General features: G+C 73.2%; 12 protein-coding genes and 3 tRNA genes. 3 read left to right on the top strand and 12 right to left on the bottom strand.

Going from position 1 to position 11,479, the window contains the following annotated elements; all coding sequences use genetic code 11:
* Positions 1-5: 5 nt before the first annotated feature.
* The 3 genes from ML5_RS07930 to leuC all read right to left on the bottom strand — a co-directional run bounded on the left by ML5_RS07930 (position 6) and on the right by leuC (position 2,820).
* Positions 6-617, bottom strand: a complete 612-nt coding sequence (locus tag ML5_RS07930; RefSeq protein ID WP_013284532.1) for an HU family DNA-binding protein — start codon at positions 615-617, stop codon at positions 6-8.
* A gap of 159 nt (positions 618-776) precedes the next feature.
* On the bottom strand, positions 777-1,364 hold the full coding sequence (leuD, locus tag ML5_RS07925) for a 3-isopropylmalate dehydratase small subunit (protein ID WP_013284531.1): 588 nt from the start codon (positions 1,362-1,364) through the stop codon (positions 777-779).
* A 13-nt stretch (positions 1,365-1,377) separates the two neighbouring features.
* On the bottom strand, positions 1,378-2,820 hold the full coding sequence (gene leuC, locus ML5_RS07920) for a 3-isopropylmalate dehydratase large subunit (RefSeq protein WP_013474333.1): 1,443 nt from the start codon (positions 2,818-2,820) through the stop codon (positions 1,378-1,380).
* A gap of 49 nt (positions 2,821-2,869) precedes the next feature.
* On the opposite strand from leuC, the gene ML5_RS07915 reads away from it, so the two are divergent.
* Entirely contained in the window at positions 2,870-3,556 is a 687-nt protein-coding gene (locus ML5_RS07915; RefSeq protein ID WP_013284529.1) for an IclR family transcriptional regulator, read from the top strand.
* 190 nt (positions 3,557-3,746) lie between these two features.
* On the opposite strand, the gene ML5_RS07910 is transcribed toward ML5_RS07915, so the two are convergent.
* The 4 genes from ML5_RS07910 to ML5_RS07895 all read right to left on the bottom strand — a co-directional run bounded on the left by ML5_RS07910 (position 3,747) and on the right by ML5_RS07895 (position 5,101).
* Positions 3,747-3,819 (bottom strand) — tRNA-Glu (locus tag ML5_RS07910).
* 150 nt (positions 3,820-3,969) lie between these two features.
* Positions 3,970-4,042 (bottom strand) — tRNA-Glu (locus tag ML5_RS07905).
* 76 nt (positions 4,043-4,118) lie between these two features.
* Positions 4,119-4,190: transfer RNA gene (locus ML5_RS07900), tRNA-Gln, on the bottom strand.
* A gap of 107 nt (positions 4,191-4,297) precedes the next feature.
* Positions 4,298-5,101 (bottom strand): fumarylacetoacetate hydrolase family protein, encoded by an 804-nt coding sequence (locus ML5_RS07895; protein ID WP_013284528.1) that lies wholly within the window; start codon positions 5,099-5,101, stop codon positions 4,298-4,300.
* 216 nt (positions 5,102-5,317) lie between these two features.
* Here ML5_RS07895 and ML5_RS07890 point away from each other — a divergent pair, with 216 nt between their 5' ends.
* Both ML5_RS07890 and ML5_RS07885 read left to right on the top strand, forming a co-directional pair.
* Positions 5,318-6,874 (top strand): hypothetical protein, encoded by a 1,557-nt coding sequence (locus ML5_RS07890; RefSeq protein ID WP_013474331.1) that lies wholly within the window; start codon positions 5,318-5,320, stop codon positions 6,872-6,874.
* Between the two features lie 34 nt (positions 6,875-6,908).
* Positions 6,909-7,793: a hypothetical protein gene (locus ML5_RS07885; RefSeq protein ID WP_013474330.1), complete on the top strand. Its 885-nt coding sequence runs from the start codon at positions 6,909-6,911 to the stop codon at positions 7,791-7,793.
* A gap of 24 nt (positions 7,794-7,817) precedes the next feature.
* Here ML5_RS07885 and ML5_RS07880 read toward each other — a convergent pair whose 3' ends face one another.
* From ML5_RS07880 to ML5_RS07860, 5 genes are all read right to left on the bottom strand, one after another.
* On the bottom strand, positions 7,818-8,975 hold the full coding sequence (locus ML5_RS07880; protein WP_013474329.1) for a cellulose binding domain-containing protein: 1,158 nt from the start codon (positions 8,973-8,975) through the stop codon (positions 7,818-7,820).
* Positions 8,976-9,062: 87 nt separating this feature from the next.
* Positions 9,063-9,635: a GNAT family N-acetyltransferase gene (locus ML5_RS07875; protein WP_013474328.1), complete on the bottom strand. Its 573-nt coding sequence runs from the start codon at positions 9,633-9,635 to the stop codon at positions 9,063-9,065.
* A 49-nt stretch (positions 9,636-9,684) separates the two neighbouring features.
* The gene (arfB, locus tag ML5_RS07870; protein ID WP_013284523.1) at positions 9,685-10,110 is read right to left on the bottom strand and encodes an alternative ribosome rescue aminoacyl-tRNA hydrolase ArfB; all 426 of its coding nucleotides are present in this window, start codon (positions 10,108-10,110) and stop codon (positions 9,685-9,687) included.
* Between the two features lie 9 nt (positions 10,111-10,119).
* Positions 10,120-10,416: a hypothetical protein gene (locus ML5_RS07865; protein ID WP_013284522.1), complete on the bottom strand. Its 297-nt coding sequence runs from the start codon at positions 10,414-10,416 to the stop codon at positions 10,120-10,122.
* A 174-nt stretch (positions 10,417-10,590) separates the two neighbouring features.
* On the bottom strand, positions 10,591-11,451 hold the full coding sequence (locus tag ML5_RS07860) for a S1C family serine protease (RefSeq protein ID WP_013284521.1): 861 nt from the start codon (positions 11,449-11,451) through the stop codon (positions 10,591-10,593).
* Positions 11,452-11,479 lie beyond the last annotated feature (28 nt).

The following is an 11,479-nucleotide window of genomic DNA, read 5'->3' as shown; positions in this document are numbered from 1 at the left end:
TCCGGTCAGCGCCGGGTGGCGGCCTTCTTGGCCGGCGCCTTCTTCGCGGGCGCCTTCTTCGCCGCCGTGGTCTTCTTCGCCGCGGTGGACTTCGCCGCGGTCGTCTTCTTGGCGGTGGTGGTCTTCTTCGCCGCGGTGGACTTCGCCGCGGTCGTCTTCTTCGCCGCCGTGGTCTTGGTCGCGGCGGCCTTCTTCGCCGGCGCGGCCTTCTTGGTCGCGGTGGTCTTGGTGGCCTTGGTGGCCTTCGCCGCCGTGGTCTTCTTGGCGGCGGCGGTGGTCCGGCCTCCGGTGGCCTTGGCGGCACCGGTGGTCTTCTTCGCGGCGGCGGTGTCCTTGGGCACCTTGCCGCTGGCCACCATCTCCTTGAAGCCCGCGCCCGCCCGGAACGTCGGGACGGAGGTCTTCTTGACCTTCACCGCCTCGCCGGTCCGCGGATTGCGCGCTGTTCGGGCTCCCCGGACGCGCTTCTCGAACGCTCCGAAACCGGTGATCGCCACCTTCTCGCCCTTGGTGACCGCCGCCTGGACCTCAGCGAGAACCGCGTCGAGCGCGGCCGTCGCCGTCTTCCGGTCCCCCAGGCGAACGGCGAGCGCCTCGATGAGCTCGGCCTTGTTCACGACTTCCTCCCGATTGTGCAACTGACTCGACGCGAGCCATTCTGCGCGCACGGTATGCCCTGTGCTGCCTGGACACAAACATTCGGTGGAAAAAAGCCCTTGTGTCGCAACGGATTCGCCCCCAGCGGATGCACCGGTGGGGGCGAATAGCGCTGGAGATCAGGCGATCGAGGGCAGGAACGCCGGCCGGGCGGCCTCGTACGCGCTGATCTCGGCCTCGTGCCGGAGGGTGAGTCCAATGTCGTCCAAGCCCTCCATCAGCCGCCAACGGCTGTGGTCGTCCAGCGGGAACGCCCAGGTGGCGTCACCGGCGTGGACCTGACGGGCGGCCAGGTCGACAGTGATCGGCGTGGTCGGCTCGGATTCCACGAGATCCCACAGTTCTTCCACGGCTTTCAATTCCAGCTCGACCGGAAGGAGACCTTCCTTGAGCGCGTTGCCGCGGAAGATGTCGCCGAAGCGAGGCGAGATGACGGCCCGGAAGCCCCAGTCCCGCAGCGCCCAGACGGCGTGCTCCCGGGAGGATCCGGTGCCGAACTCGGGGCCGGCGATCAGAATCGACGCACCCGAATGGGCGGGATCGTTGAGGACGAATGACGGGTCCTCCCGCCACGCGTTGAACAGACCGTCGGCGAATCCGGTCCGGGTCACCCGCTTGAGGTACACGGCGGGGATGATCTGGTCGGTGTCCACGTTGGATCGGCGCAGCGGCACGGCCGTGCCGGTGTGGGTGGTGAACTTGTCCATGTCGGCTGCCCTTCTACAGGTCGGCGGGGGCGGCCAGCCGGCCGACCACGGCGGTGGCGGCGGCGACCGGCGGGGACACCAGGTGGGTACGCCCACCCCGGCCCTGGCGGCCCTCGAAGTTGCGGTTGGAGGTCGAGGCGGAGCGCTCGCCCGGCTTCAGCGTGTCCGGGTTCATGCCCAGGCACATGGAGCAGCCGGCGAAGCGCCACTCGGCGCCGGCGTCGGTGAAGACCTTGTCCAGCCCTTCGATCTCGGCCGCCTCGCGGACCGCGGCGGAGCCGGGGACCACGAGCATGCGTACGCCGTCGGCGACCCGATGCCCGCGCAGCACCTCGGCGGCGGCCCGCAGGTCCTCCAGGCGGCCGTTGGTGCAGGAGCCGACGAACACCACGTCCACGGCGAGGTCGCGCATCGGGGTGCCCGGGGTGAGGTCCATGTACTCCAGCGCGCGGCGGGCGGCGACCCGCTCCGGCTCGGTGACGAAGTCCTCCGGGTCCGGCACGGTCGCGCCCAGCGGCACGCCCTGCCCGGGGTTGGTGCCCCAGGTGACGAACGGCGTGATCCGGCTCGCGTCGAGCGTGACCTCGGTGTCGAAGGTCGCGCCCTCGTCGGTGGGCAGCGTCCGCCAGTACTCCAGCGCCGCGTCCCAGTCGTCGCCCCGGGGCGCGTTCGGCCGCCCCTTCAGGTACGCGAACGTGGTCTCGTCCGGCGCGATCATGCCGGCCTTGGCGCCCCACTCGATGGACATGTTCGCGATCGTCATCCGGCCCTCCATCGAGAGGTCGCGGATCGCCTCGCCCCGGTACTCGACGATGTGACCGCGCCCGCCGCCGGTGCCGACTTGCGCGATCAGCGCGAGCACCAGGTCCTTGGCGGTGACGCCGGGCGCCAGCTCGCCGACGACGTTCACGGCCATGGTCTTCGGGCGGGCCTGCGGCAGCGTCTGCGTGGCCAGCACGTGTTCGACCTCACTGGTGCCGATGCCGAACGCCAGCGCCCCGAACGCGCCGTGGGTGGCGGTGTGCGAGTCGCCGCACACGATCGTCATGCCGGGCTGGGTGAGGCCGAGCTGCGGGCCGATGACGTGCACGATGCCCTGGTTCTCGTCGCCCAGCGGGTGCAGGCGGACACCGAACTCGGCGCAGTTGCGGCGCAGCGTCTCGATCTGGGTGCGGGAGGTGGGGTCCGCGATCGTGAGCAGGTCGCCGCGCCGGGAACGGAACGCCGGGTCGTCGTACCCGGTCGGGGTGTTGTGGTCCTCGGTCGCGATCGTCAGGTCGGTACGGCGCACCCCGCGCCCGGCCAGACGCAGCCCGTCGAACGCCTGCGGGCTGGTCACCTCGTGCAGCAGGTGCAGGTCGATGAAGAGCAGGTCCGGCTCGCCGGCGGCGGAGCGGACCACGTGTGCGTCCCAGACCTTCTCGGCCAGGGTCCTCGGTTGAGTGACTCCCACCATCTGGACATCCTAAATTCTGGGAGGTAAATTTCGGCTTGTGGGACACAGTATGAGCGGTGTCGGCGTTCTCGACAAGGCGGTGGTCATCCTGGCCGCCTGTGTCGACGGCGCCAGCCTGGCCGAACTCGTTGAACGCACCAAGCTGCCCCGGGCCACCGCGCACCGGCTGGCACAGGCGCTGGAGATCCACCGGATGCTCGTCCGGGACACCCAGGGGCGCTGGCGCCCGGGTCCACGCCTGGGCGAGCTGGCCAACGCGGCCCCGGACGTGCTCCTGACCGCCGCCGAGCCGCTGCTCGCCGCGCTACGGGACGCCACCGGCGAAAGCGCCCAGCTCTACCTGCGCCGCGCCGACGAGCGGATCTGTGTGGCCGCCGCCGAGCGCGCCAGCGGCCTGCGGGACACCGTCCCGGTCGGCTCGGTGCTGCCGATGACGGCCGGCTCGGCGGCGCAGATCCTGCTCGCCTGGGAGCCACCGGAGGCGGTCATGCCGCTGCTCCCCCGCTCCAAGTTCACCGGCCGCACGCTGGCCGAGGTGCGGCGGCGCGGCTGGGCGCAGAGCGTCGCCGAGCGGGAGGCGGGTGTGGCGAGCGTCTCGGCGCCGATCCGGGACCGCACCGGGCGGGTGATCGCCGCGATCAGCATCTCCGGCCCGATCGAGCGCCTCGGCCGCCGCCCCGGCGAACGCCACGCCATGGCCGTCGTCCGAGCCGGCCAGCGCCTCTCCGGCCTCTGACCCCCACCCTCTCGCCCTAGCCCCCCTCGCGTTGATCATGAAGTTGGCGGCATTTTCGATCTCCCTGACTGCCGCTAACTTCATGATCAACGCGGCAGGGCGGGGGGTAGGGAGGGGGCCGGGAGGGGTGGGAGGGGGCGGGGATGACGAACGGCCCGCCTCGCGTTGCGAGACGGGCCGTTCGTGGATGTAGCCCCGACCGGATTCGAACCGGCGCTACCGCCTTGAGAGGGCGGCGTCCTGGGCCGCTAGACGACGGGGCCAGGCACTTTTCCTGCTTCACCACCCTGCCGGGCGGTGTGGCAGTAGTCTAGCGGCATCCCGTCCGGCACCACCGCCGGGGGTCACCCCCTGCGCACGTGGGCCGGACAGCAGAAAGCCCGCCCCGGAAACGGGGCGGGCTGTCGGTGCTGTAGCCCCGACCGGATTCGAACCGGCGCTACCGCCTTGAGAGGGCGGCGTCCTGGGCCGCTAGACGACGGGGCCAGAACCTTCATTGCACTCCGTCAGCGTGAGCTGCCGGAATCCAGCGTCCGAGGGTTCTCGCGAAACCTCGGTTGCGCTGGGGTACCAGGACTCGAACCTAGACTAACTGAACCAGAATCAGTCGGGCTGCCAATTACCCCATACCCCATTGGCCCCTTGCGGCGCCGGGAATGAACTTTACCCTCCCGGTGCCGACAGGCCAAATCCAACCCCTCGAAACCCACCTGACCAGCGGAAACGAGGCATCGGAGCGAATCAGGCGACGGGGACCACCGGGTTGCTCAGCTCCCCGATCCCCTGGATCCGCACGGTGACCGTATCCCCCTCGGTGAGCGGACTAACCCCCGCCGGCGTGCCGGTCAGCACCACGTCGCCGGGCAGCAGCGTCATCACGTGCGAGATGTACGACACCAGGCCCGGTACGTCGAACACCATGTCCTTGGTCCGGCCGAGCTGGCGCACCTCCATCTCCTCCGGGTTGCGGCCCACCTCACACCGGATCTCCAGGTCGCTGACGTCGAGCCCGGTGGTGATCCACGGCCCGATCGGGCAGAACGAGTCGAAGCCCTTGGCGCGGGTCCACTGCCCGTCGGAGCGCTGGAGGTCCCGCGCGGTGACGTCGTTGGCGCAGGTGTAGCCGAAGATGGCCCGCTCGGCGGCGGCCCGGTCGGCCCGGCGGGCGCCCGGGGCGCCGATCACCACGGCGAGTTCCGCCTCGTGCTCGACCTGCTTGGAGAAGATCGGCAGCCGGATGGCGTCGCGCGGGCCGATCACCGAGGTGGACGGCTTGAGGAAGAGCAGCGGCTCCTTCGGCACCTCGCTGCCGTGCTCGGCGGCGTGCTCGGCGTAGTTACGGCCGACACACACCACCTTGCTGGGCAGGATCGGCGACAGCAGCCGGACGTCGGAGAGCGCCCAGCGGGCGCCGGAGAACTGGATCTGCCCGAACGGGTGGCCCTCGATCTCGGCGATGGTCAGGCCCTGCGGCCCGGCCTCCGGCTCGCCCTCGACGACCCCGAACGACATTCCCTTGGCATGAGCGAAACGAGCGATACGCACCCGGCCAATCTATCCCCGCCCGCGGGCCGCCCGGCGGACACCGGCAGGCGGCACGCCCCGGCGGTCGCGCACCACACCCTCGCCGGCCGGCGGCGGCACCGGACCGCCAGGAGCCGGACAGGGTACGCGCGATCGCGCCGGACAGGGCGGGAATGGCGGCTTCGTACCCGCCCGGCGGGCCCCGGACCATAGCTTCGGGTCCGGAGGTTCGTTGGTATGCCTGCATCGAGACGACACCACAGGGCCCTGGCAGTGTTCGTGAACTGCCTCGGCGTCATCGCCGCCGTACCGGCGCTGTCCCCGGCGACGCCCCGCGCGGCCGCCGCCCCCGCCCATCCGGCCCCACCACCGGCTGTCATCCCCGGTGCCGCGGCCACCCCGATCCCGACCGGCGTGCCGGCGGTGCCCCCGGCGGTGCCGACCACCGGCCCGGCCCCGGTCCGGCCGTCGATGCCCCCGGTCAGCGTGGCGGTGGGCGCGGCGGGCACCCCGGCGCCGGGTTACCGGATCGAGGTCCGCAACGCCGGCACGGCACCCGTCGACACCATGGTCCGGCAGGAACTGCCGAACGGCTCGCGGGCCACCACGGTGACCGGCGGTGGGCGGACCAGCCGTCCGGCCGGGATGAGCGCCGGTGAGGTGACCTGGCGGCTGCGGCTGCCGGCGAAGAGCACCACCACGCTGCACACCGCGCTGTCGGTCCCCGGTCCGGGCCGCTCGGTGACGGCACCCACCTGCGTCTACGGCTCGGACGGCACACGCCCGTTCGACTGCGCCACGGCGACCTGGGTGGGCGCCGCGACGGCCCCGGCGGCGCAGGTCACCGCCGCCCCGGCCTGGCGGCGGCCGCCGGTGCTGCTCGCCGCGTTCACGGCGCTGCTGGTGGTCACCGCCGGTGTGGTGTGGTGGGCGGTGTGGCGCCGCCGCCGGCGCACCGCGGCGGGAAGCGCCGCACCGGGCAGCATGGCCCGCGGCGGAACGGGCGCCCCCGGAGGCGGCGCGACGCCCACCGGTACGCCCGCGGGCGGCACCGTGCACACCGGCGCTCCCGGAAGCGGTGTGCCCGGCGGAGCCGGACCGGGCCAGGGCGGACCGGGCCACGGCACGCCGGTACAAGGCGGACCGGGCCAAAGCGGACCGGGCCAAGGCGGACCGGTCCCAGGCGCGACCGGCGGGCCGGCCGAGCGCGGCACGGTCTACCCGCGTACGGCCGTGCCGTCGCCCGCGAGCCGCCGCCGAAGGCCGCCGGTCTGGCTCGTGGTCGGCGTGGCGGCGGCCGTGCTGGCCGGTGTGGTGGGCGCGGCGGCCTGGTCGGCCACGCAGCGGGTGGCCGCGATGGACACCACGAAGCAGCCGACGAGCGGCGCGTGGGTGGGCAGCAGCGTCACCGGCGCGCTGGGCCAGCCGCTGCGCGAGACCGCGTTCGAGTTCACCGTCTACCGGCTGAGCTGCGGCGCCGACGTCCTGCCACCGGCGCCCGGCGGCGGTCGGCCGTGCCTGGCCACGGTCGGGGTGCGCAACCTCACGACCGAGGACCAGACCTGGCACGGGCAGTTGCAGCGGGCGTACCTGCCCAGCGGCAACTGGGTGGCAGCCGACGAGGACGCGACCCGGGTGGCGAACCTCGGCCGGGACGTCTTCTCCCAGCCGGTGGCCGCCGGGCGGCGGGTGCTGCTGCCGCTGGTGTTCACCATGCGCGGCGACGAGCCGCCGAAACGGCTGGAGCTGCGCAGCGGCGTCTTCTCGGCGGGCGTGCGGGTGGACGTGGCGTGATCCGGGCACGGGCGGCGGTCGTACCCTGGGGTGTGTGACCGCCGCCCTCGCCCCCGCGCTCGACCTGGCCGACTGGCAGGCGCGCCGGCACGCCCACGAGGCGCGGGTGGACGCCTGGCTGACGCCACACCTGGAGCGCCGCCGCACCGGGGTGAAGCACCCGGTGGAGGACTTCCTGTTCACCTACTACTCGCACCGCCCGGCGCAGTTGCGCCGCTGGCACCCGGGCGCGGGCGTGGTGCTGCGCGACGCCGACCCGGCCGGTTTCGGCCCGGACTACACGGCGGGCGCCGCCGGGCTCACCCTCGACACCGATCGGGTACGCGAGCGGCGCGCCGAGTCGATCACCTGGATCCGTACGCTGCTCGCCGCCACCGCCGGACGCCCCGCGCAGTTCGGGTGCTTCGGCATGCACGAGTGGGCGATGGTCTACCGGCAGACCCAGGAGCAGGTACGGCACAACGCCTGGCCGCTGCGGCTGAGCCCGGCGGCGACGGCGGCTGTGGTCGAGGAACGCGGCGTGCGGTGCAGCCACTTCGACGCGTTCCGGTTCTTCACCGCTCCGGCCCGGCCGCTGAACGTGCTCCAGCCGACCCGGGAGGGTCAGCACGCGCTGGAGCAGCCGGGCTGCCTGCACGCCAACATGGATCTCTACAAGTGGGCGTACAAGCTGTCGCCGCTGGTGCCGTCGGAGCTGGTGGCGGACTGCTTCGCGCTGGCCCGGGAGATCCGCACGCTGGACATGCGGGCCAGCCCGTACGACCTGGCCGACCTGGGCTACCCGCCGGTGCGGGTGGAGACGCCGGAGGGCCGGGCCGAGTACGCCACCGCCCAGCGCGGGTTCGCCGAGCGGGCCGCCGGGTTGCGCGCCCGGCTGCTGGCCGCACTGGACCGGGCCGTGCCGGCCGACCACCGCTGAGCGCGGGGCCGGCCGGCGCGGGGGTCAGTTCGCGGCGCAGGTCACTGCCGGCGCCAGGCTCGGGACGGCACCGTCGGCCAGGAACCCGAACGTGGTCTGGGCGGCAGGGGCCAGGGCGCCGTTCCAGCTCGCGTTCCGGGCGGTCACTGTGGTTCCGCTCTGCGTCACGTCCGCGCTCCACGCCTGGCTGATCCGCTGGCCGGCGGAGAGCGGGAAGCGCACGGTCCAGCCGGCGATCGGCGCGGCGCCGCCGTTGCGGACCGTCACCTCCCCCTGGAAGCCGCCCGGCCACTGACCGGCGACCCGCCAGGTGGCGGTGCAGCCGCCGGCCGTGGGCGTCGGGCTGGCCGTGGGCGTCGGGCTGGTCGTGGGCGTCGGGCTGGTCGTGGGCGTCGGGCTGGTCGTGGGCGACGGCGTGGGGCTGACGGTCGGGGACGTGGTCGGGCCGGGCGTGGTGCGGCCCAGCGCGGCGACCAGCGCCGGGTACCACCTGTCGGACATCTTCTGGTCGCCTGCGGCGTTCGGGTGCACGCCGTCGTACGTGTCGGTGGCGGTGCTGAACCCGGTCCACTGGTCGACCACCACGATCGGCGACGCGGCTGTGGTCTTCCCGGCCGCCCAGCCGTCGATCAGCGAGTTGAGCGCCACCGTCCGCTGGCCGCACTCGGGACAGCTCGCCGGGTTCATCGGGATGATCTTCGCGACCAGCACGGTCATGGCCGGGTTGGCGGCCCGCATCTGGTCCACCAGCTTCGAGTACGCGGCCAGGATCGTGGCGGGCGCGATGTTGCTCCACACGTCGTTGGTGCCGAAGTGCATGAGCACGACGTCCGGGCGGGTGGCGGACAGCCAGCCGGGCAGCAGGTTCTGGTTGGCCACGTTCGTCGCGAGGTAGCCGCCGTGCCCCTCGTTGTCGCCGTCGTACGGCACGCCGCAGCCCTGCGGCCCGAGCGTGCCGACGAAGTCGACGTCGGTGTGGCCGGTGGACTGGAGGCGGTTCCAGAGCAGCGCCCGCCAGCAGCCGGGCGACCCGGTGATGGAGTCGCCGAGCGGCATGACGCGGACCGGGGTGGCCGCCGCGGCGGCCGGGGGTGTGGTGGCGGTGAGGGCGAGGCCGAGGGCGAGGACCGGTAGCAGCGCGGCGAGCGCGGTCAGCGCGGCGCGCAGGGGGTTACGGGACATGCGGAAGGGACTCCTGTCACTGTGACGTGGTGGTCGGTGACGGCCCTGAAGCTCCCGTACGCATTGAAGCGCTTCGACGCCTCCGACTCAACCCTCCGGGTGCCCCCGATGCCGGTTCCACTCCGGGGCGAGGATCGACATGACAGTGGCGTCCACCCAGTCGTCGCCGTCGCGCAGCACCTGCCGCAGCGTCCCCTCGGCGACGAAGCCCACCTTCTCGTAGGCACGCCGGGCACGCGGGTTGAACGCGAACACCTCCAGGCCGATGCGGTGCAGGCCGAGTTGCTCGAAGCCGTACCCGACGACGAGCCGGACCGCCTCGGTGCCGAGGCCGCGGTCGCGGCCGCCGGGGCCGATCAGCGTGCGGAAGTTGCAGCTCGCGTTGGCCCGGTCCCACTCGTTGAGGACCACCTCGCCGACGCAGGTGCCGCTCGCCCGGTCCACCACCGCGAGGTCGAGCCGGTCGTCCTGGCTGTTGCGGGTGCCGTACCAGGCCCGCAGGCGGGACGGCTCGAACGCCTCGCCGGCCGGGCTGCCGGTCAGCCGGGCCACCTCCGGGTCGGCCAGGATCTCGGCGAGCGCCGGCAGGTCGTCGTCGTGGAACGGGCGCAGCACCACCCGCTCGCCGGTGAGCGTGGGCTTGACGGAGAAGTCGATCACGTGGCGGAATTCTCCGGGCGGCGCGCTCGGCGGCTCAACAGGTTTTCGGTCAGTCGCCGTCCACCCGGCGGTCGCGTTTGCGCTGCGACTGACGCTTCTTCTCGGCCAGGCGACGCTCCTTGGCGCCACGGGAGGGGCGGGTCGGCCGGCGCGTCTTCGGCGGCGGGGCGACGGCCTCGCGCAGCAGCGCGGCCATCCGCTCGCGGGCCGCCTCCCGGTTGGCCAGCTGGGCGCGGTGCTCGCTGGCGGTGACCGTCAGCACGCCACCGACCAGGCGGCCGGCGAGCCGGGCCAGCGCCCGTTCCCGCAGCGTCTCCGGCACGCTCGGCGAGCCGCCCAGGTCGAAGCTCAGCTCCACCCGGGAGTCGGTGGTGTTGACTCCCTGCCCGCCGGGCCCGGACGAGCGGGAGAACCGTTCCCGCAGCTCGGCGGCGGGCACCGTGAGCCGATCGGTGACCCGCAGTCCGTCGTCCACTCCCCGAGGCTAGCGCCCGGCGCGGTGACTCGGGGTGGGGGTGGCGCTCGGCGTGGGACCGGCCCGTTCCTCGCCGCCGCCGGACGCCGCGTACGCGGCCGCGCCGACGAGCAGCAGGGCGATCACCGCGAGCTTGACGACGACGCCCCGGATCGCGAGCCAGGCGTTGCGCCGGGCGCCGGGGACGCTGGTCCGGATGGTCTGGTAGTCGGTCCAGCCGCGTTTCGCACGCGCGTAGGACGCGCCGACACCGGCGCCGATGATCAGGCCCACCACGAGGAGGGCCGCAATGACAGCTTGCTCCACCTCCGCCAGTATTCATACTCAGCGTAATATTTCTATGGCCCAATGATCCCACGCCGGATATCCGACACTTCGCACCGATCTTGCGACGCTTGTGCAGGTCAGCGCCGGGAGGGGCGGCAGGGCAACCCCGCGCGGGCGCCAGGCCGGGCCCGCGCGGGTGGCCGCGCAGACGACTCAGCCGCCCCGGCCGATGATGGTGTCGGCGGTCTGCTGGACCTGGTCGATCGGGATGGCGAAGCCGATACCGATGGAGCCGTTGCCGTCGATGGTGGCGATCGCCGTGTTCACGCCGACCACCTCACCGCGCGCGTTCACCAGCGGGCCACCGGAGTTGCCCGGGTTGATCGAGGCGTCGGTCTGCACCGCCGTGTGCCGGCCGTTGCCGATCCGTACCTGCCGGTTGAGCGCGCTGACGATGCCGGCGGTGACCGTCCCGGCGAGCCCGAGCGGCGACCCGACCGCGAGCACCGGCTCCCCCACTCTCGTCGAGTTCGCCTTTGCCAGCGGCAACGGCGGCAACCCGGCCGACGCGGGCACCTTCAGCACGGCCAGGTCGCTGGCCGGTTCCCGGCCCACCACCTCGGCCGGGAAGCGCCGTCCGTCCGACGTCTCCACAGTCACCGCGCCGGCACCGCCCCGGGCCAGGATGTGGTCGTTGGTGACGATGTGCTGCTCGTTGTCGATGGCGAACCCGGAGCCGGACGCGGACGCGCCGGAGCGGCCCCCGACCATCACCGACACCACCCCGGGCACCGTCTTGCCGGCGGCGGTGATCAGCTCCGCCGGCACCGGCGCGGCGGACGCCGCTGCCGGTCCCGGCGCGCCCCGGTCGGCCGCCCAGGTGCCGGCCGCCGCGCCGGAGACGGTGGAGAGCGCCACCACCGCCGCCACGCTCAGCAGCCGGTGGCGCACGCTACGCCGCCCGGCCTCCGGCCCGCCCCCGGGTACGTCCCGGTAGCCGCGCCCGTCCGGGTCCAGCTCCGGCGAGACGAACCACGGTCCGCGTGGCTCGCCGAGTCCGGTCTGCACTGCCATGCCTGGCTCCTCACATGTCGTGCGGTAG

It is taken from the genome of Micromonospora sp. L5 (assembly GCF_000177655.2).
Lineage (GTDB): Bacteria > Actinomycetota > Actinomycetes > Mycobacteriales > Micromonosporaceae > Micromonospora > Micromonospora aurantiaca.
The sequence above is the reverse complement of the archived record's forward strand: the minus strand, read 5'-3'. Positions and strand labels throughout refer to the sequence as shown.

Excerpts from the sequence above, each read along its gene's own strand:
- leuD (WP_013284531.1), bottom strand. The coding sequence starts at position 1,364 with ATGGACAAGTTCACCACCCACACCGGCACGGCCGTGCCGCTGCGCCGA.
- leuC (WP_013474333.1), bottom strand. The coding sequence starts at position 2,820 with ATGGTGGGAGTCACTCAACCGAGGACCCTGGCCGAGAAGGTCTGGGAC.
- ML5_RS07915 (WP_013284529.1), top strand. The coding sequence starts at position 2,870 with ATGAGCGGTGTCGGCGTTCTCGACAAGGCGGTGGTCATCCTGGCCGCC.
- ML5_RS07890 (WP_013474331.1), top strand. The coding sequence starts at position 5,318 with ATGCCTGCATCGAGACGACACCACAGGGCCCTGGCAGTGTTCGTGAAC.
- ML5_RS07880 (WP_013474329.1), bottom strand. The coding sequence starts at position 8,975 with ATGTCCCGTAACCCCCTGCGCGCCGCGCTGACCGCGCTCGCCGCGCTG.
- ML5_RS07860 (WP_013284521.1), bottom strand. The coding sequence starts at position 11,451 with ATGGCAGTGCAGACCGGACTCGGCGAGCCACGCGGACCGTGGTTCGTC.